The organism is Neobittarella massiliensis (ex Bilen et al. 2018) (genome assembly GCF_014269355.1).
Classification (GTDB): Bacteria; Bacillota; Clostridia; order Oscillospirales; family Ruminococcaceae; genus Neobittarella; species Neobittarella massiliensis.
The window spans coordinates 150604-169997 of record NZ_JACOGI010000002.1; the positions used below are offsets into that span (position 1 = coordinate 150604).

The following is a 19394-nucleotide window of genomic DNA, read 5'->3' on the forward strand; positions in this document are numbered from 1 at the left end:
CTGCTCATGAGGCGCAGACCGGCCGGCCCGCGCGTTCCTTATAGTATTATAGCATATTTTACAGGGGGCGAAACCACACAATTGCGAACAAACTGCAAATTTACGCCGCGCTCTGCTCAGGCGATGGTCAGCACCGCCAGCATCGGCCCCACTTTTTCATATACCGGGTAAAAATCGCTGATGGGCAGCGGGTTTTGTCCCCGCCCGATCTCCAGCGTGTAACCGGGCTTGCCGTAGTGCAGAATAAACCAGTCCTTCAGCCCCGCGTGGCTGGCCGTGCCGCCCTGTACCGCCAGCTCGTAGCCGCTCACCGCCGCCAGCATCCGCGCCACCAGGTGGCTGTACTGGGGGGTGTGGGGCCCGTACTGGTAGTAGATCTCCTCCCCCTGGCTGTGCAGCGCCACCACCTGCCGCGGCCGGTACTGCTCGCACAGCGCCACAATAGCCGCCGTCTCCGGCTCGCTGTGGGGGTAAGGTCCGCCAAATTTGGTGGGCCCGGGCCGGTGTACTCCGGCAAAGCGCGACTGCCGCTGGGCAATAAAAAATCCGGCGTCAAAGTTGTGGTTCAGGTCCACCCCGTGGGCGTTGGCCTGCCAGCGCGACAGGTCGCCCATGTCCGCCGGCGCGCCGCCGCAGTGGCTGTACACAAAGGGGGCAAACGGCCCGGCGGTGCCAATGCCGTTTACCACCAGCTCCAGCCCGTCGGGGTTCAGGCAGGGCACCACCAGCAGCCCACGGTGGTCAAGCGCCTGGGCCATGTCGGTGTCGTACAGCTCCTCCCCCGCCGCGGCGGCGTCCAGCACTTGCTCGCAAAAGCGAAAACAGCTCAGCACTCCCAGCATCTCCAGCGCGTGTACTCCGCCCACCACCAACGTGGCGTCCTCCAGGTTGCCGATCCCCACGCATAACAGCTCCCGCCCCAGCACGCTCTGCCCAAACGAGAACACCCTGGGGCGGCCGGCGTGCAGTCCCAGCCTGGCGCAGCGGGCCAGTATTGTGGTATACTGTGGATAGTCTGTATAAAACACATCGGTCATACTCTCACCTCGCCACAGTATATGCGCCGGTCCCGGCGGTAGAATACCGGCCCGGCCCGCGGCGGGGCGTCAGCCATATCGACAGGAGGCATCCCCTTTGGATCTGTTTGAAAAATGTATCCAGCAAAATACCGTGTTCGAGGGCCGCATCATCACCGTCTGCGACGACCGGGTCGAGCTGCCCGGCGGCCGCACCGCCGGGCGCGAAGTCGTGCACCATCACGGCGGCGTGTGCATCCTCCCCTACGACGGCAGGTACGTCTATCTGGTCAATCAGTTCCGCTATCCCTATCGCGAAGTGGTGCGCGAGCTGCCCGCCGGCAAACTCGAAAAAGGGGAGGACCCGCTCCCCGCCGCCCGCCGCGAGCTGCGCGAGGAGCTGGGCGTCACTGCCGGCAGCCTCACCGACCTGGGGCTTTTCTACCCCACCCCCGGCTACTGCGACGAGGTCATCCACCTATACCTGGCCCAGCAGCTGCAGTTTGGCGACCAGGATCTCGATCCCGATGAGTTTTTAGAGATCGAGCAGATCGAGCTCGATCAGGCGGTGCAGGAGGTGCTCGACGGCGCCATCCCCGACGGCAAGACCCAAGCCGCCCTGCTCAAGTTCTACACCCAGCTGCAGCGGTCAAAATAGTCCGGTCTCGGCGCCCTGCATACCGGTTGGGGCGCGCTCTGCCGGCATAAAAAACAGCCCTTTACCGGTGCGCGGTGCGCACCATAAAAACAGCGGGCAGCTCTCTGTGAGCTGCCCGCTTGTTTTTATGGTCTGCGCTCATACAGTCACCACGGGGGCGACATCGTGTCTAAAAGGCGCATCTCACAGGTGTACGACCAGTGGTGCTCGGGGTCTTTATAGTAGTTGAGCGTCCAGGCCGCCCCCACATACCCCTGGTCGGCCGCCGCCTCGGTAAAAGCGGTGGCGTAGCAAAAGGCGCCGCGGGGCCGCTGTGCGCCGGTCTGCACTGTATCGGTGCCGGCGCAGGCGTAGCGCAGGGCGGTGCTGGTCACCTCCACACCGCTGTCCTGCAGCTCATAATAGCCCGATACCGACGTCAGCAGGTAAGAGGAGCCGGTATTTTTATAAGTCAGGTGCAGGTAGACCCGGGAGGCGCCGTAGTCGTCCTCAAAGCTCTGGGTCGAGCTCGCTTCACCGGGGCCGCGCAGCTCTAACAAAAAGGCGTAGGTCTGCTCGCCAGCCTGCCCGCCGCCGGTCGGCCCCTCCACCAGCTGGCCGGCTATCCGCTGTGTGTTGCCGTCTCTATCGGTCAGGTAGGCGGTCGCTGCTGCCGGTGGTGTGCGGTGCACCGCCGTCCCGCCGGCGCGCACCGGTGCCGCGCCCGTGAACAAGATCGCGGCCCCCAATAAAATAGCTGTCAGTTTACGCACTGTGCTCCCCTCCTCTTGAGTGGCGTTGGCATCGCCGCCCGGTATGGGCCGATCATCTGTCCGCCGCCCCCGCTGTATCCACTGCAGGCGCAGCGGGTACGGCAGGCACAGCTGGCCTGCCCGGCCCCGTCGCTTATTTGCTGTAGGTCACGTAGAGCAGCCAATCGGCAGATAGAGCCTCGTCGCGCTGGGCGATCACAAAAAATTTTTTGTAGCCCTGGTCGTACAGCTGGCGAATATCCCCGCGCAGCAGCTCCACCACCGCCTCAGCGCCTGCAGTCGGGTAGTCCGCCAGCCGCAGCGGCTCGGTGTGGCGGTCGTCTTTTACCGTCATCCACCGGTCCGGCGCCATGCCCAGCGCCTGCCCGTAATGCAGCGCCCCAGCGGTGATCGAGGCGATCTCCCCCTCAGAAAACACACCGTCATGGGGGCGGGGCGCATCAGGCCCTGCAGCCGCAGCCGCGGCCGTATTCGCCGCCACCACCACGCTGATGTCGCAGTGGGCCTGCGTCTCTCCCCGCTGGTCTTTCAGCAGCACCAGCAGGTTGGTCTCTCCGGCTGTGACGCCGGTCACCGTTTTGCGGTCTTGGTCGGCAGTGGCGATATCTGTACACCCCACCTCCCACACCAGTTCCCAACCGTCCGGGGCATCTGGGGCCTCTATCAGCCCCGGCACCTCCGCCGTCTCACCGGCCACCACTACAATGCGGTCCACATCACTGTGCACTGCGGGTCGGGGCCGCTCTTCACCGCAACCAGCGAGCGCCGCCGCCAACATCAAAGTGATCGCCACAGCCCACTTTTTCATAACTGTCCCCTCTCTGGTAAACGGCCTATCTCCGTCACCCTCAAAAAGGTCTGGCCGCTCCTTTTTCTGCCGCTGCGGTATGTATGGCCAAAGCCCGTCCATGTGCTCATGTGCTCGTGTGCTCACGTGATCATGCACTCGTGTGTTCGCGTATGCACGTATTCTTGTATGCGCATGTTCGTATGCGGGTGCGGTCGTGAGCCCTCCAGAATGCTCTGCCCGCAGCCGCCGGCACCGCGCTCTCCTCTACCGCTCTACCCCTCAAAACAGGTCGTTGCCGGTGGCGGCTACCGCCGTCTATGCAAAAAAGAGCAGGCTTCGCCGCCACCGGCAAAAGCCCGCTCTCGCGCACGGGGCAGCGGCAAAGGTGCCGCCCCCTAAATTTTGTGCAGGTGCTAGCGCACCGCCACCGCCTCGACCTCTACCAGGCCGCCCTTCGGCAGCGCCGCCACCTGAATGCAGGAGCGGGCGGGGTATTTCCCCTCCCCAAAATATTTGGCGTACACCGCGTTGACCGCGGCAAAGTCGCCCATGTCGGCCAAAAAGATGGTGGTCTTTACCACGTTGTCAAAACCGAGGTCCTGGCACTTCAAAATAGCCGCCAGGTTCTCCATCGCGCACTCCGCCTGGGCCTCTACGCCGTCGGCCAGCTCACCGCTTTTCATATCGATGCCCAGCTGCCCCGAGATGTACAGGGTGTCCCCGGCCATCTTGGCCTGCACGTAGGGGCCGATAGGGGCGGGTGCATTTTCAGTGAATACAGGTTTGATCTCCATTATAATTACCTCCAGATCACACAAATTTACAATTACTTCACATATGTCGGTCGCCCACCGCGCCCAAAAAGGGACGAGCCGTCGCCAAACATCGCCCACTTTTTGCCCGCTCGGGCACTATACTGATTTAAAACAGATAAACTCTTTTCAAAGCGCTCTTCAGGTAAATCTTTTGTTGTACGCCGCCAGCAGGCTCTCCAGCGCCTCGGTCAGCATATCGCGCTGGCAGCCGATGTTAAAGCGCACAAAGCCTTTGCCGTTGGGCCCGTACACCCGGCCCATGTTGGCCGCTATCAGGCACTCTTTTTTCAGGAATGCGTCCAGCTCGTCGTCGTCAAGGCCCAGCCCGTTCATGTCCACCCAGGCCAGGTAGGTGGCCTCCATGGGGGTCACGTTGAGTTTGGGCATCTTGGCGATGTAGTCGCACAGCAGCCGGTAGTTCTGCTCGATCACGGCGATCAGCTCGTCCAGCCACTGGCCGCCGTGGCGGTACGCGGCCTCCACCGCCACGTAGCCCAACAGGTTGCCGCCCATGATGTCCAGCTGCTCGCTGGCGTATTTCTGTATCTTCTCCCGCCGCACCTTGTCGGGTACGATGAGGATGGAGTTCTGCAGCCCCGCCAGGTTAAAGGTCTTGGTGGCGGCGGTGATGGTGATGGTGTTTTCCAGCGCCTTCTGGCTGGTCGAGGCGGTGGGCAGGTGCTCGTACCCCTCGAACACGATATCCTGGTGGATCTCGTCAGATACGATCAGCACCCCGTTTTCCACACAGATGTCCACCATGCGGTCTATTTCCGCCTTGGTCCACACCCGGCCCACCGGGTTGTGGGGCGAGCAGAGGATAAACACCTTCACGTCGTTTTCCCTGATGGTCCTGGCAAACAGGTCCAGGTCCACCCCGTAGTGGCCGCGCTCATCCCGCTGCAGCGGGCACTCTACCAGCGTGCGCCCCTGGTTTTTAATGGCCGCAAAAAACGGGTTGTACACCGGGGTCAGCACCATCACCTTGTCGCCGGGCTGGGTGAACAGGTTCACCGACCAGTACACCCCCGGCACCACCCCGGGCGAAAACAGGATCCAGTCCTTTTCAATGGCAAAGTTGTGCCGCGTCTTCTCCCACTCCACAATGGCCTCTAAGTAGCTGTCGGGGGTGATCGAGTAGCCAAACACACCGTGGGCCACCCGCTCCTGCAGCGCCTTCACCACTTCCGGCGGCGACACGAAATCCATATCGGCGATCCACAGCGGGTACTTGCACTCGGCGCCAAAGCCGCCGGCCATCCCGTCCCACTTGGTAGAGTTGGTGCCGTAGCGGCTGGGGCAGCTGTTAAAATCATATTGCATCACAGTACACACCTTTCTGCGTGGCACAGGCCACAAAAAGTTTCCATCTCTATTGTAACACAGCGCGGCCGCGCAAAAACAGTTGTAAATGTTTACGGTTTTCTGCGGGACATACTGTGAAATTGCCTAGTTTTTCTCGATTTGTTGAGCGGAATACACAAAACCGGCCTGTTTCGAGAAAATTTACAAAGCCACCCTTAACAAAAGACCCCGAATGCTGTACAATTGTGGACAAGATATGCCCGGTCCTGGGGCGCTGTGTGCCCGGTGGCCCGCAGGCAGTCTCACGCACCGAAAAAAGGAGGACGATCCATGAGCTTTCACATTGGGGCGCAGCAGGGCCAGATAGCCAGCCGCATCTTGCTGCCCGGCGACCCGCTGCGGGCCAAATACATTGCCCAGCAGTACCTCACCGGCGCCGTCTGCGTCAATAAAGTCCGGGGTGCCTACGCCTATACCGGCACCTATCAGGGCAAAGACATCACCGTCATGGGCACCGGCATGGGCATGCCCCAGGCCACCATCTATTTTACCGAGCTGGCCCGCGACTACGGCACCAAAACGATGGTGCGTATCGGCACCTGCGGCGCCTGGCAGCCCGACATGAAATTGATGGATATCGTGCTGGCTACCGGCGCCTGCACCATGAGCGGCATGAACCGCCGCATCTTCCCAGGCGAGTTCGCCCCCATCGCCGATTTCGAGCTGTTAAACACCGCCTACGAGATCGCCGGCCAAAAAAATATTCCCGTGCGGCCCGGCCTCATCAATTCGCTCGACGCTTTCTACGGTGATAAGAGCGACGTGTGGCAGCGCTACGGCGTAGTCGCCGGCGAGATGGAGGGCGCCGCCCTCTACACGGTGGCCGCCCGCTACGGCGCCCGCGCGCTGACCATGCTCAGCGTCTGCGACAGCCACTATTCCAGCGACGAGCTCACCGCCGAGCAAAAAGAGCAGAGCCTCGATACCATGGTCCAGATCGCTCTGGACACCGCTGTCGCCTTTTAGCGGCGGCCCCAACAACGTCCCGTAAACACAGTCACACATAAAAGGAGGACACACAATGAGCGTACATATTGGCGCAAAACCCGGCGATATCGCCGAGAGCATCCTGCTGCCCGGCGACCCGCTGCGGGCCAAATACATCGCCGAGAATTTCTTAGAGGACGCCGTCTGCTTTAACGAGGTCCGGGGCATGCTCGGCTTCACCGGCACCTACAAAGGCAAAAAAGTTTCGGCTATGGGCACCGGCATGGGCATGCCGTCCATCTCCATCTACGCCACCGAGCTCATGCGCGAGTTCGGGGTCAAAAACCTCATCCGTATCGGCACCTGCGGCACCATCGCCGACGATCTGCACCTGCGCGATGTGGTGCTGGCCATGGGCTGCTGCACCGACAGCCAGATGAACAACCTCATCTTCCCCGGCTCCTACTGCCCGGTGGCCGATTTCCAGCTGCTGCGCACCGCCTATAAAACCGCCAAAGAGACCGGTATCAACGTGCGGGTGGGCAACGCCATGTCCGGCGACGCCTTCTACGGCTACGACGATCCCAAGGGTAAAAACTGGAAGGAGTACGGCGTGCTGGTCGGCGAGATGGAAGGTGCTGCCCTCTACACCTGTGCCGCCCGCGAGGGCTGCCGCGCGCTGATGATGGTCTCGGTCACCGACGGCGTCCCCGGCGAGGAGAAACTCACCTCCGAGGAGCGCCAGACCAGCCTCAACACCATGATCACGCTGGCACTCGATACCGCGGTCAACTTCCAGGGCTGATCTGCCGCCGATCATATTTATTGTAAAGGTCCGTGCGGAGCGCTCCGCCGGTCGTATAAAGAGGGGCCTGCCCCCACCTACGTGATTTTAAGGAGGAACTACACATGAGCTTTCATATCGGAGCCAAAGAAGGTCAGATCGCCAGCCGCATCCTGCTGCCCGGCGACCCCATGCGTGCAAAATACATCGCCGAGAAATTTTTAGAGGGCGCTGAGTGCGTCAACAAAGTACGCGGCGCCTACGCCTACACCGGCAAATATAAGGGAAAAGACGTCACCGTCATGGGTACCGGCATGGGCATGCCCCAGGTCTCCATCTACTTCACCGAGCTGGCCCGCGACTACGGCACCAAGACCATGATCCGCATCGGCACCTGCGGCGGCCTGCAGCCCGACATGAAGCTGCTCGACGTCGTGCTGGGCACCGGCGCCTGCACCACCAGCGGCATGAACCGCCGCATCTTCCCGGGTGAGTACGCCCCCATCGCCGATTTCGAACTGCTCAATCGCGCCTACGAGATCGCCGGCGAGAGAAACATCCCGGTCAAGACCGGCCTCATCAACTCCATCGACTCGTTCTACCGCGACAAATCCGAAAAAGACAAAGTCTGGACCCAGTACGGCGTCATCGCCGGCGAGATGGAAGGCGCTGCCCTGTACACCATCGCCGCCCGTTACGGCGCCCGCGCCCTGACCATGCTGTCGGTCAGCGACGGCCCCTACATCGATACCATCCTCTCGTACGAAGAGAAGGAGCAGGGCCTCAACAACATGATCCAGATCGCGCTGGATACCGCCATCGAGTTTTAGTAAAGGAGGATACCGGTTATGAGTGTACATATTGGTGCAAAGCCCGGCGATATCGCCGAGAGCATCCTGTTGCCCGGCGATCCGCTGCGGGCAAAATATATCGCCGAGAATTTCTTAGAGGACCCCGTCTGCTTTAACGAGGTCCGGGGCATGCTCGGTTTTACCGGCACCTACAAAGGCAAAAAAGTCTCGGTCATGGGCACCGGCATGGGTATGCCCTCAATCTCCATCTACGCCACCGAGCTCATGCGCGAGTTCGGGGTCAAAAACCTCATCCGCATCGGCACCTGCGGCGGCTTGGCCGACGGCATGCACCTGCGCGACGTGGTGCTGGCCATGGGCACCTCCACCGACAGCCAGATGAACAACCTCATCTTCCCCGGCTCCTACTGCCCGGTCGCCGATTTCGAGCTGCTGCGCACCGCCTATAACGCCGCCAAAGAAGACGGCATCAGCATCCGCGTGGGCAACGTCCTGTCCTCCGACGCCTTCTATTCCTACCCCGACCCCAAAGCCGCCAACTGGAAAGAGTACGGCATCATGGCCGTCGAGATGGAGGGCGCCGCCCTCTACACCTGCGCCGCCCGCGAGGGCTGCCGCGCGCTGATGATGCTGTCGGTCACCGACGGCGTCCCCGGCGAGGAGCTCACCGCCCAGGAGCGCGAGACCAGTCTCAACACCATGATCACGCTGGCACTCGATACCGCGGTCAAGATGTAGGCTTTTCGCACAACCGCCCATTTTAGCCGACTTTAGACGGTTGGGTACTGCGCTTAGACCAGCAGTGCGAAAAGTGCAAGAACGGCTCTCGGGGCCCGGCCCCTCGCGCCGCTTGGCGGCGGCGCCGTTCTTGCGGCCAGATCGTTTTACGGTGTAGGCTTTTCGCACAACCGCCCATTTTAGCCGACTTTAGACGGTTAGGTACTGCGCCTAGACGGGCAGTGCGAAAAGTGCAAGAACGGCTCTCGGGGCCCAGCTCCTCGCGCCGCTTGGCGGCGGCGCCGTTCTTGCGGCCTGATCGTTTTACGGTGTAGGCTTTTCGCACAACTACCCACCTTAGCCGACTTTAGACGGTTAGGTACTGCGCCTAGACGGGCAGTGCGAAAAGTACAAGAACAGCTCTCGGGGCGCAGCCCCTCGCGCCGCTTGGCGGCGCCGTTCTTGCGGTCTGATCGTTTTACGGTGTAGGCTTTTCGCACAACCGCCCATTTTAACCGACTTTAGACGGTTGGGTACTGCGCTTAGACCAGCAGTGCGAAAAGTGCAAGAACGGCTCTCGGGGCGCAGCCCCCGCCGTCAGCACGGCCCTTATATCAGAGATCCAAGAGAAGGCAGGTCGCCATCGACGACCTGCCTTCTCTTATTTTTATATTTGCAGTTGCAGTATGCAGTGTGCGCATGCCCCGTGCGGCGTATCCGCCCAGACGGTCAGGCCCGGTCTGGCGCTATCTTTGCCTCTGCACATACCGGCCGTCACCGCTCTACAGCCGTCACCTCAGCTTGTTCTGTGTCCGGCTGGCCCTCTGTCTCGGTGCCGTCGGGCCGCGCCAAAAATTTGTCCAGCACCAGCCCGGCCGCCACCAGTAAAATACCCGCCGTGCGCGGCAGCGAAAATTTACCCAGCAGCAGCCAGTCGATGAGCAGCCCGGTGCCCAGCTGACCGGCCAGCATCAGCACCGTAGACGAGATCACCGGCACCTTGGGCATCGATACCACCGTCAGCAAAAGCGACAGCAACCCAAATACCCCGCCCAGGTAGTACACCGGCGGCACACTGCCCAGCACCGCGGGCGAAAACAGCGCCGTGGCCCCGGTACACAGCGCCAGCACCAGCGCCAAAGCGCTGGCGATCAGGTAGTTGATCAGGGTGCCGTTCTCGGTCCCCAGCCGCTGGGCCACCTGCACATTCACCAGCTTCGACAAAATGCCGATGCAGCCGCCCGCCAGTGCCAAAAAGTAAGCCAGTATCATCTTCGCTCACGCCCCTCTCCCGCTCAAAAGCACACCAGCAGCACCAGCCCGGCCGCCATCAGGCAAAAGGCCGGCAGCCGCCGCGCCTTAAAGGCGGTCTTTTTCATGCCCAGCAGGCCAAAATGGTCGATGATAGCCGACAGTACCATCTGTCCGGTCACCGACAGCGCCACCGCTGTGGCCACGCCGATGCGCGGTGTACAGTAGGCGTTGGTGCTCACCAGCGCCACCCCCAAAAAGCCGGCGGCGTACAGGTAGGGGGGGATGCCCCGCAGCCGTATCTTCTGCCGCTTCACCAGCTTTAAGTACAAGATCAGCAGCACCGCCCCGATGCTGTGTACGATAAACGTCACTTCAAATATGCCCAGGTACCCGCTCAGTTCGCCGTTTAGGCTCTGCATCAGCGACAAAAAGCACCCGGCCAGCAACAGCAGCCAAAAGTCCACTACCTCGCCCCTCTCCTCCTAAAACAATGCCTTACCGGTACTGTAGCACAAAACTCCGCGGGGGAAAAGGACAGCTGGCCGCCGTTCCTTCTTTTCTCCATATTGCAGCGAAAAGAGCCCGTTTTTTCGCCGCTCTGCCCATTTTTTGCCGCCCGGGCCCGATCTGCTTGCCCTGCTGCCGCCATCCGTGGTACAATCGGGCCATACAGCCCGCCCCCGCGCGCAGGGGCCAAGAGGAGGATGCGACCATGAAACAGCTGATGGGGCCGCTGCTGGTGATAGCGGTCATCGCCGCCGTATCGGCGGGTATATACTGGGCGGTGCGCCGTCTGCAGCGCTCGTTTGCCGGCGGGGTCTACCGGGCGGTGGTGCACCTGGCCGGCAGTGCCGCCACCGCCGTTCAGCCCGAGGAGGTCGGCCCCCGCTCGGTGTCCAACTGCACCGCTCTCTACCTGCCCCAGATCCAAAAAGACTTCCCCGGCTTCGATGTCGATGCTGCGCTTGCCGCCGCGGCCGCCCATCTAACGGGTCGTTTCTTGTCCGGCAAAGATGGGGTGCAGGTACATCAGTGCGCCATCAGTGCCTACCGGCGCGAGCGCCTTAAAAAAACCATCACCTTCCAGCTGTCGGCCCAGTACCGCACCGCCGGCCCGCAGGGCCCCAGCATCCGGCAGGTCAAATACAGCTGCGATTATACCGACCACACCGGCCCGGTCTCCTCTCAGGGCAACTGCCCCCAATGCGGCGCCCCTATGGAGAGCGAGACCGCCGCCAAGTGCGCTTTTTGCGGTTACCTGTTCGGCGGCGGTGCCGGCCGCTGGGCATTTTCCGGCGAGCGCGAGCTCTAGCGCTAACGCTGGCTCTCATGCCCCGCCCCTATTCACCGGGCAGAACACCGCCCCTATCCGCTCATAGCGGGGGTAAGCATATGCAACAGCAACAGAAAGAGATCATCGACGCCTACTGGCGCGGCTTTTTACAGCAGACCGGCCGCCCGACCGACCTGCGCTACTGCGACTGCTATCACTTCGACAACAGCGAAAAGTGGGCCAACAAGCTGCTGCAGCTGGTGCTGGCAGGCCAAAAAAGGGCCACCTCCTCCAGCGCGCATTTCTTTACCGCCCACCAGCTGCCGCTGCCAGAGGTCGGCGGCTGCTCGGTCATCACCGATTGGGCCGGCACGCCCCGCTGCATCGTCGAGACCACCGCTGTCACCATTCTGCCGTTTCGCGACATCACCTTCGATATCTGCCGCCGCGAAGGGGAGGACGACGATCTGGAGTCCTGGCGGCAGGGCCACATCCGCTTTTTTACCGAGGACGGCCGGGCCAAGGGCTATACTTTCTCCTGGGATATGCCGGTCGTGTTCGAGGATTTCAAGGTCGTCTACCAGTAGCGCCCTGCCGGTCTGAGCGGTCCTATCCGCGGGCGGCACACCTGTTTTAAAGCGGGTGCGCCGCCCGCTCTTTTTATCCCCCGGCTCCCGGCTCCACCCGCGCGGTCTCTCCGGCGTCCCAAGTGGCAGCCCACCGCTCAGCCGGCAGCTCCCGGCTGGCCTTCTGCTCCTCTGCCCCACCTGCGCCCCCTGCCGGGCCGCCAAAACTACACGACTATTTGGCGAGGATTTTGGTATCTTCAACAACGCCGGGCCGCCACTTTTTTTGCCCTGCGCACAAAAAAGAAAACTGTGTTTGACACAAAAACAGTTTTTCGTCACTGGTGCACATAGCTGTCGACACCGTCTTACCCGCTGCGCTTGACGAACGGCCCCGCTTGGCCTAGAATAGGTTACAACTTCCGCCGGTGCCGGCACATTGCCAGTGCCCGGCCCCAGCCGGCGCGGCCCGTCCAGGCCGTCAGCGCACCCGCCAGGGAAGAAAATTTTTATCGGGAGGGACAAAAATGGCAAGAGTATACAATTTTAGCGCCGGCCCGTCGGTACTGCCCGAATGGGTCCTGCAAAAAGCCGCTTCGGAAATGATGGAGTACGGCTCATCAGGCCAGTCTGTAATGGAGATGTCCCACCGCTCATCAGATTATCAGGCGATCATCGACAGTTGTCGTCAGTCACTGGTCGATACGCTCCATATACCCGAGGACTACGAAGTGCTGTTTTTGCAGGGGGGCGCGTCCACCCAGTTTGCCATGATACCGCTCAATCTCATGAACGGTTCTGGCCGGGCGGATTTTGTGCTCACCGGCCAGTGGGCCAAAAAGGCCTATCAGCAGGCGGCCAAATACGGCCGGTGCAACGTCGTAGCCTCGTCTGAAGACGGGGTCTTTTCTTATATACCCCAGATCGACGCGCAAAAGCTCGATCCACAGGCCGACTACCTGCACATCTGCTACAACAACACCATTTACGGCACCCGCTTCCCCACCCTGCCCAGCTGCGGCAGCGTGCCGCTGGTGGCCGATATGTCCTCCAGCATCCTGTCCGAGCCGATCGATGTCTCTAAATTTGGCCTCATCTACGCCGGCGCCCAAAAGAACATGGGCCCCGCCGGCCTCACCGTGGTCATCATCCGCAAAGACCTCATCGGCCACGCCCGCGACATCACCCCCATCATGCTCGATTACAAGACCCACGCCGATGCCGGCTCCATGTATAACACCCCGCCCACCTATGCCATCTACATCTGCAAGCTGGTGCTGGACTGGCTCAATAACGAGATGGGCGGCATCGAGCAGATCCAAAAGATAAACGCCCAAAAGGCGGCCCTGCTCTACGATTATCTCGACGAAAGCAAGCTGTTCTCGGCCACCGTGCAGGGTGAGTGCCGCTCGCTGATGAACGTGCCGTTCGTCACCGGCGACAAAGATCTCGACGCCCAGTTCGTCAAAGAGGCCACCGCCCAGGGGCTGGTCAACTTAAAGGGCCACCGCACTGTGGGTGGCATGCGCGCCTCCATCTACAATGCCATGCCGGTAAAAGGCGTGCAGGCGCTGGTCGACTTCATGGCCAGGTTCGAGGCCGCCCACCGCTAGGGTGGGTCCATCCCGGCGGCCGCTGGGCCGCCGCTTAAAGGAGGAACTGCTTTGTTTCACATAAAAACGCTCAACCCCATCAGCGAGGTGGGAACCGGCCGCCTGCCGGCCGACCGCTACACCGTCGCCGCCGACGTGCCGGCGCCCGATGCCGTCCTGGTGCGCTCGGCCGATATGCACACCTACGACCTCGAAGACAGCCTGCTGGCCATCGGCCGGGCCGGCGCCGGGGTCAACAACATCCCCGTCGACATCTGCAGCCAGCACGGCATCGTGGTGTTCAACACCCCCGGCGCCAACGCCGGCGGCGTCAAAGAGATGGTCCTCTGCGGCCTGCTGCTCTCCTCCCGCAAGGTCCCGGCCGCCCTGCAGTGGGTGCAGACCCTTAAGGGCCGCGGCGACGAGGTGGGCAAACTGGTCGAAAAGGGAAAAAAACAGTTTGTCGGGCCCGAGCTCGCCGGCAAGCGGCTGGGGGTCATCGGCCTGGGTGCCATCGGCATCCGGGTGGCCAACACCGCCCGCCACCTGGGCATGGAGGTCATGGGCTACGACCCCTACATGTCGGTCGATGCCGCCTGGAAGATGTCGCGGGCCATCATCCACGCCAAAGACCTGGCCGAGATCTACACCACCTGCGACTACATCACCCTGCACGTGCCCTACACCAAAGACACCGCCGCCATGATCGACGCGCAGGTCATCGCCAGCATGAAGCCGGGGGCCCGCATCTTAAACTTTGCCCGCGGTGAGCTGGTCGACAGCCAGGCGGTGCTCTCGGCGCTGGACAGCGGCCACCTGGGCTGCTACGTGACCGATTTCCCGCAGGATTGCCTGCTGGGCCACCCCGGTGTAGTGGCCATCCCCCACCTGGGGGCCTCCACCCCCGAGAGCGAGGATAACTGTGCGGTCATGGCCGTCGAGGAACTGCGCGACTACCTCGAAAACGGCAACATCAAAAACTCGGTCAACCTGCCCGCCGCCACGATGGTGCGCTCCGGCACGGCCCGGCTCTGTGTCATCCACCAAAATATCCCCGCCATGATCAGCAGTATCGCCGCCGCCGTCAGCGACGCCGGCCTCAACGTCGAGAACCTGCTCAACAAATCCCGCGGTGAGTACGCCTACACCATGATCGACGTCAACGCCGCTGTGCCCCAGCCGGTCCTGCAGCAGATAGCTGCGATCGACGGGGTGGTGCGCGTCCGCGCGATCTGACCACTGCGATCTGTTTCCCGATAAGCGCCCGGCCCGCTCATGCGGGCCGGGCGCTCTCTTTTGGCTCTTCCCCCACGTCCCTGCCGCCGAGGGAAAAATGGTTGCCAAAACTACACAAAAATGGTATATAATAAAAACGGCTTATTTTTTCCCCGGCCCTCTCCGGGCGGCCGGTGATACATCTGCGGTCTGTATCGGCGTCGGTGCATATTGCCGCCCCCGCCGGTGTAGGCTATAACGAGCGCAAAAAATGATGTGGCGGCCGCACCGTGGCCGCCATAAACAGGGGGATTTTGATGAAACTACAGGATAAAGTCGCCATCGTCACCGGTGGCTCGAGGGGCATCGGCTACGCCGTCGCCGCCGCCTTTGTAAGCGAAGGGGCCAAAGTCGCCCTCTGCGGCAGTCGGGCCGCGTCGGCCCAAAAAGCGGCGCAAAAGCTGTGTGCCCAGTACCCGCAAGCGGAGCTGCTGCCGCTGGGGGTCGACGTGTCCAGCAGCAGCCAGGTAGAAGCGATGGCCGCCGCCGTAATGGAGCGCTGGGGCCGGGTCGATATCCTGGTCAACAACGCCGGCGTCACCTCCACCAAGCAGATCTTCGATATGACCGACGAGGACTTCGACGCCGTGCTGCGCATCAACCTCTCCGGCCCCTTCCGCTGCATACGGGCGGTGGCCGGCATCATGAGACGGCAGGGCGGCGGCAGCATCATCAACACCAGCTCTATGGTCGGCACCTACGGCGGCAAAATGCAAACGGCCTACTCCTCTTCCAAATTCGGCGTCAACGGTCTCACCAAGTCCTGCGCCAAAGAGCTCGGCCCCTACGGTATCCGTGTCAACGCCGTCGCCCCCGGGGTGGTGGGCACCGACATGGTCGCCCAGTCGGTAGACGACCGCATGCTGGCCGCCCTTCAGTCTCTCACGCCGCTGGGCCGCATGGCCACCCCCGACGAGCTGGCCGGCGCCTATGTGTATTTGGCGTCCGACGACGCCTCTTTTACCACCGGCACCATCCTCCACGTCGACGGCGGCATCGTCATGTAGGGATGCGGCATGCCTGTAATGCCCAAACACTGCCCCGGCCCCCGGTAATAAATGCATAACAAAAAAAGGGGCGCTGTGCTGCGCCCCTTTTTTTGCCGCCGCTGCGGCCGGCCTTTGGCATTCTAGCGCATCATCGAAGATACGTCGTTTACCAGGCTTCCCATGGTCTTCATGGCCTTGTTGGCGGTCTTTTTCAGCTGGCGCTTGTTGGTGTTCATCAGCCCCACGCCCACGGCGGCTGCCGCCGCGCCGATGGCCATACCCATGGCCACATTTTTTGCACTGCCGGTTCTCTTCATCGGGTGCACCTCCTTTAAACTCCGGTTTACGGTATTAGTATGGCCGCCAGCGCCGCGAATACACCGCCGCGCCAAACAGGGATTTTTTTCAGTTTTTTACACACATCGATTTTTTGACACGGCGTTTTGTGCTATAATAACAGAAAAACAGGGCTGCCGCCCGGGTGCGGTCGGCCCTTTCTGGCTGTCGCTGGCGGCGGCCGTGCGGGCGGTTGCCGATGCAGTCGCCCGCACACACATATTTATTGGGAGGGGGGCCACTTCACTTGCAACAACAAGATCTCGCCGCCGCGCCGCGGGTGCTGGCGCTGCACGACCTGTCCGGCTTTGGGCGCTGCTCGCTGGCGGTCATCCTGCCGGTGCTCTCCTGTATGGGCGCGCAGGTGGTGCAGGTGCCCACCGCGGTGCTCTCCAGCCACACCGGCGGCCTGGGCGATCCGGTGCTGCGCGACCTGTCGGATATGCTGCTGCCCACGCTGCAGCACTACCGGCAGCTGGGCCTCGACTTTGCCGCCGTGTACTCCGGCTTTTTTTCCAGCGCCGGTCAGGTCTCGGCCTGCCGGGCATACTGTCAGGCCTTTCCGCAGGCGCTCAAGGTCATCGACCCGGTCATGGGCGACGATCAAAAGGCCTACCGCACCTGTACCGGCCAGCTCATGGCTCAAATGCGGCCGCTCATCGCCGAGGCCGACGTCATCACCCCCAACGAGACCGAGGCCGCCATTTTACTGGGCGAGGACCACACCCGCCGTCGGGTATTCGACGCCGCCGGCGCCCGCCGGTGGCTGGTGGGCCTGGCCGGCCTGGGCTGCAAGTCGGTCGTCATCACCGGCTGTCACATGCCCGACGGGCGCTATAATCTGGTGTACAGCGGCGGCGCGTACAGCCGGGTGCGGGCCGAGTACCTGCCGGTGGGCTACCCCGGCACCGGCGACATCTTCACCTCCGCCCTCACCGGGCGGCTGCTGGGCGGCGACGCGCTGCCCCAGGCGGCCAGCTTTGCCGCCCAGTTCGTCGAGCGGGCCATCGCGCTCACCCAAAAGGCGGGCACCGACCGCCGCTGGGGCGTCCAGCTCGAAAAGGCGCTGCCCTGGCTGTTTGCCCCAGAACTGCAGCAGCGGGTGTCGCCGCTGTAGCGGCAGAGCTCCCGCCCGTTCCGGCGCTTTGCGCCGCCTAAAAATACACGCTAAAAAAGAGGAGTGATGTCTCGTGAACCGCGAGAAAAACAATACCGTCTACAGCATCACGCTGGTGGGCCTCATGGCCGCCATGTGCTTTGTGGCCACCTTTTTGCGCATCGATATCCCCACCCCCATGGGTAAGACCATGCTGCATCTGGGCAACGTGATGTGCCTGCTCTCGGGCCTGGTGCTGGGCCCGGTCAAGGGCGGTCTGGCCGCCGGCCTCGGCTCCGGCTTTTTTGACCTGTTCGACCCCGCCTACATCGCCGGCGCGCCGTTCACCTTTGCCTTTAAGTTCTGTATGGCTTTCGTCTGCGGGGCCATCGCCCACAAAAAACTCGACAGCCGCCCCCGCCGCATCGCCGGGGCGGTGCTGGGCTCGCTGAGCTACGTGGTGCTCTACGTGGGCAAAAACGTTGCCGAGGGGCTGTGGTTTTACCGGCAGCCGTTTAAAACGGTGCTCACCGTGGCCGCCACCAAGCTCTCGGTATCGCTCACCAACGGCCTCATCGCGGTGGTGGTGTCGCTGCTGCTGTTCGGCGTCATGCGGCCCATCCTAAAAAAGGCCGGCGTGTTCGACCGGCTGCAGGCCCGCAAAGAGCGCTGACCATCCCCGAAAATAAGACTGTATTCGCGTGCCCGGCAGCTTACCCTGGTAAAATAGGGGGACAAGCTCCGGCAGAAAGGAAGCGTCATGTCCACACTCAACATCGTGCTGGTCGAGCCGCAGATCCCCCAAAATACCGGCAACATCGCCCGCACCTGTGCGGCCACCAACACCCGGCTGCATCTGGTGGGCCCGCTGGGCTTTTCCATCGACGACAAAAAGCTCAAGCGCGCCGGGCTCGACTACTGGCACCTGCTGGATATCACCACCTATACCGGCCTCGATGACTTTTTTGCAAAAAACAGCGGCCCGTATTTTTACTTTACCACCAAGGGCCGCCGGGTCCACTCCGACGTGCAGTACCCCGACGGCAGCTACCTGGTATTTGGCCGCGAAGATGCCGGCCTGCCCGAGGATCTGCTGGTAAAAAACCCGGCCAGCTGTGTGCGGCTGCCCATGTTCGCCCCCGCCCGCAGCCTCAACCTGTCAAATACCGTCGCCGTGGGCGTGTACGAGGTGCTGCGCCAGTGGGGCTACCCCCGCCTGCAGTCGGCCGGCCGGCTCACACAGTACGACTGGGATCAGCCCACGACCTGATAAAAAAAGGAGCCATCACATGGAGAAGATACTGCTTTTGACCGACTCGGCCTGTGACATCCCGCTGGATGTGGCCCGCGACCTGGGCATCCGGGTGATGCCCATCCCCATCGAGGTGGATGGGGCCCCCCACCACGACGGCGACTTCACCCTCGACGAGTTCTACGATATCTTAGAGCGCTGCAAAAAGATCCCCACCACCAGCCACATCAACTACCACCAGTTTTTGCAGCAGTACCTGCAGGCCGACGAGCAGGGCTACACCCACCTGCTGCACGTCACCATCAACGCCCAGGGCTCCAACATGATCCAGGCCGCCAACCACGCCAAAGAGCTGTTTGCCCAGCAGCGCCCCCACAGCGCGATGCATATTCGCATCATCGATTCGGGCACCTACTCGGTGGGCTACGGCTTTCCGCTGACCGAGGCCGCCCGCATGCTGCAAAAAGGGGTGGGCTACGCCGCCGTGCGCGACTACCTGCTCGATTGGTTTGGCTCTCTCGAGATCTACTTTTCGGTCTACTCGCTCGACTTTGTCAAAAAGTCCGGCCGCGTCAGCTGTACCGCCGCCTTTGTGGGCGATATTTTGGGGCTGCGGCCCATCATCCGCATCATGGACGGCCGGGTCGAGGTGGTCGACAAGGTCCGGGGCGACGCCAAGGTGGTGCCCGCGCTGGCCGGCTGGGCCCAAAAACAGATGTGTGAGCGCAGCCCCTACGCCACCCTCTGCGCCCGCTATTTCGACCGCCGCGCCCAGCTCACCGGGGCCATGCAAAAGGAGCTGGGCTATCCCCCGGTGGGCGAGTACCGCGCCGGTGCTTGCATCGCCATCAATGCCGGCCCGCAGATCATCGGCGTCATGGTCAAGGGCCACCGCCGCCGTTAGCGGGGCCGCCACCGCCGTTTTAAACGGCATCCCGCGCATATTTTGCCTGCCACAAGGCCGGTTTGGCCTTGAAAACTAGAGGGAAATCGTGTAAAATGATTGAGGATTGCCAGACTTTTAACAACTGGCGGCCAAAGCCTGCCTCTCCTTTGGGGACAGGCCCCGGCGCACCGGCCATCGGCGCGCACATACCTAGTTTTATAAAACACATTTTTTAAAGC

The 19394-nt window shown here is 62.1% G+C and carries 22 protein-coding genes; 14 read left to right on the forward strand and 8 right to left on the reverse strand.

The genetic code is table 11. The features are described from left to right. Window positions 1-116: 116 nt before the first annotated feature. Window positions 117-1037 carry a M14 family zinc carboxypeptidase gene (locus H8K20_RS09790; protein WP_105205029.1) on the reverse strand — a complete coding sequence of 307 codons (921 nt, stop codon included), beginning with the start codon at window positions 1035-1037 and terminating at the stop codon, window positions 117-119. A 97-nt stretch (window positions 1038-1134) separates the two neighbouring features. On the opposite strand from H8K20_RS09790, the gene H8K20_RS09795 reads away from it, so the two are divergent. Then, on the forward strand, window positions 1135-1674 hold the full coding sequence (locus H8K20_RS09795) for an NUDIX domain-containing protein (protein WP_186488306.1): 540 nt from the start codon (window positions 1135-1137) through the stop codon (window positions 1672-1674). 146 nt (window positions 1675-1820) lie between these two features. Here the strand turns inward: H8K20_RS09795 and H8K20_RS09800 are convergent, their stop codons facing one another. The 4 genes from H8K20_RS09800 to H8K20_RS09815 form a co-directional block, all read right to left on the reverse strand. After that, window positions 1821-2426, reverse strand: coding sequence for a hypothetical protein (locus tag H8K20_RS09800; protein WP_186488307.1), 606 nt, complete (start codon window positions 2424-2426; stop codon window positions 1821-1823). 133 nt (window positions 2427-2559) lie between these two features. Beyond that, entirely contained in the window at window positions 2560-3234 is a 675-nt protein-coding gene (locus H8K20_RS09805; protein WP_186488308.1) for a hypothetical protein, read from the reverse strand. A 395-nt stretch (window positions 3235-3629) separates the two neighbouring features. Beyond that, window positions 3630-4010 carry a RidA family protein gene (locus tag H8K20_RS09810; RefSeq protein WP_105205033.1) on the reverse strand — a complete coding sequence of 127 codons (381 nt, stop codon included), beginning with the start codon at window positions 4008-4010 and terminating at the stop codon, window positions 3630-3632. Window positions 4011-4169: 159 nt separating this feature from the next. Further along, complete coding sequence (locus H8K20_RS09815) at window positions 4170-5354, reverse strand: MalY/PatB family protein (RefSeq protein WP_186488309.1); 1185 nt, start codon at window positions 5352-5354, stop codon at window positions 4170-4172. A 312-nt stretch (window positions 5355-5666) separates the two neighbouring features. Between H8K20_RS09815 and deoD (H8K20_RS09820) the strand changes: the two genes are divergently transcribed. The 4 genes from deoD (H8K20_RS09820) (at window position 5667) to deoD (H8K20_RS09835) (ending at window position 8657) form a co-directional block, all read left to right on the forward strand. Next, window positions 5667-6362, forward strand: a complete 696-nt coding sequence (gene deoD, locus H8K20_RS09820) for a purine-nucleoside phosphorylase (RefSeq protein ID WP_105205035.1) — start codon at window positions 5667-5669, stop codon at window positions 6360-6362. A gap of 55 nt (window positions 6363-6417) precedes the next feature. Continuing rightward, window positions 6418-7128 carry a purine-nucleoside phosphorylase gene (gene deoD, locus H8K20_RS09825; RefSeq protein WP_105205036.1) on the forward strand — a complete coding sequence of 237 codons (711 nt, stop codon included), beginning with the start codon at window positions 6418-6420 and terminating at the stop codon, window positions 7126-7128. Between the two features lie 104 nt (window positions 7129-7232). Continuing rightward, a complete protein-coding gene (gene deoD, locus H8K20_RS09830; protein WP_105205037.1) occupies window positions 7233-7937 on the forward strand; it encodes a purine-nucleoside phosphorylase in 705 nt (234 codons plus the stop codon). An 18-nt stretch (window positions 7938-7955) separates the two neighbouring features. Continuing rightward, window positions 7956-8657, forward strand: a complete 702-nt coding sequence (gene deoD, locus H8K20_RS09835; protein ID WP_105205038.1) for a purine-nucleoside phosphorylase — start codon at window positions 7956-7958, stop codon at window positions 8655-8657. A gap of 753 nt (window positions 8658-9410) precedes the next feature. On the opposite strand, the gene H8K20_RS09840 is transcribed toward deoD (H8K20_RS09835), so the two are convergent. Further along, window positions 9411-9908, reverse strand: a complete 498-nt coding sequence (locus tag H8K20_RS09840; RefSeq protein ID WP_105205039.1) for a DMT family transporter — start codon at window positions 9906-9908, stop codon at window positions 9411-9413. 23 nt (window positions 9909-9931) lie between these two features. Then, entirely contained in the window at window positions 9932-10354 is a 423-nt protein-coding gene (locus H8K20_RS09845) for a DMT family transporter (protein WP_154866635.1), read from the reverse strand. A gap of 248 nt (window positions 10355-10602) precedes the next feature. On the opposite strand from H8K20_RS09845, the gene H8K20_RS09850 reads away from it, so the two are divergent. The 5 genes from H8K20_RS09850 (at window position 10603) to H8K20_RS09870 (ending at window position 15603) form a co-directional block, all read left to right on the forward strand. Beyond that, entirely contained in the window at window positions 10603-11202 is a 600-nt protein-coding gene (locus H8K20_RS09850; protein ID WP_105205041.1) for a hypothetical protein, read from the forward strand. Window positions 11203-11282: 80 nt separating this feature from the next. Beyond that, a complete protein-coding gene (locus H8K20_RS09855) occupies window positions 11283-11750 on the forward strand; it encodes an ASCH domain-containing protein (protein ID WP_186488310.1) in 468 nt (155 codons plus the stop codon). Window positions 11751-12256: 506 nt separating this feature from the next. Then, on the forward strand, window positions 12257-13342 hold the full coding sequence (serC, locus tag H8K20_RS09860; protein ID WP_105205043.1) for a 3-phosphoserine/phosphohydroxythreonine transaminase: 1086 nt from the start codon (window positions 12257-12259) through the stop codon (window positions 13340-13342). Between the two features lie 51 nt (window positions 13343-13393). Then, window positions 13394-14557 carry a phosphoglycerate dehydrogenase gene (locus tag H8K20_RS09865; protein WP_186488311.1) on the forward strand — a complete coding sequence of 388 codons (1164 nt, stop codon included), beginning with the start codon at window positions 13394-13396 and terminating at the stop codon, window positions 14555-14557. Window positions 14558-14853: 296 nt separating this feature from the next. Beyond that, window positions 14854-15603, forward strand: a complete 750-nt coding sequence (locus H8K20_RS09870; RefSeq protein WP_186488312.1) for an SDR family NAD(P)-dependent oxidoreductase — start codon at window positions 14854-14856, stop codon at window positions 15601-15603. A 122-nt stretch (window positions 15604-15725) separates the two neighbouring features. Here the strand turns inward: H8K20_RS09870 and H8K20_RS09875 are convergent, their stop codons facing one another. Beyond that, window positions 15726-15902, reverse strand: a complete 177-nt coding sequence (locus H8K20_RS09875; protein WP_164998205.1) for a hypothetical protein — start codon at window positions 15900-15902, stop codon at window positions 15726-15728. A gap of 266 nt (window positions 15903-16168) precedes the next feature. On the opposite strand from H8K20_RS09875, the gene H8K20_RS09880 reads away from it, so the two are divergent. The 4 genes from H8K20_RS09880 to H8K20_RS09895 all read left to right on the forward strand — a co-directional run bounded on the left by H8K20_RS09880 (window position 16169) and on the right by H8K20_RS09895 (window position 19173). After that, the gene (locus H8K20_RS09880; protein WP_243206438.1) at window positions 16169-17038 is read left to right on the forward strand and encodes a pyridoxamine kinase; all 870 of its coding nucleotides are present in this window, start codon (window positions 16169-16171) and stop codon (window positions 17036-17038) included. A 73-nt stretch (window positions 17039-17111) separates the two neighbouring features. Continuing rightward, window positions 17112-17690 (forward strand): ECF transporter S component, encoded by a 579-nt coding sequence (locus H8K20_RS09885; protein WP_243562678.1) that lies wholly within the window; start codon window positions 17112-17114, stop codon window positions 17688-17690. Window positions 17691-17777: 87 nt separating this feature from the next. Next, complete coding sequence (locus H8K20_RS09890; RefSeq protein WP_154866644.1) at window positions 17778-18287, forward strand: tRNA (cytidine(34)-2'-O)-methyltransferase; 510 nt, start codon at window positions 17778-17780, stop codon at window positions 18285-18287. A gap of 19 nt (window positions 18288-18306) precedes the next feature. Next, complete coding sequence (locus H8K20_RS09895) at window positions 18307-19173, forward strand: DegV family protein (protein WP_186488313.1); 867 nt, start codon at window positions 18307-18309, stop codon at window positions 19171-19173. Window positions 19174-19394: the final 221 nt, after the last annotated feature.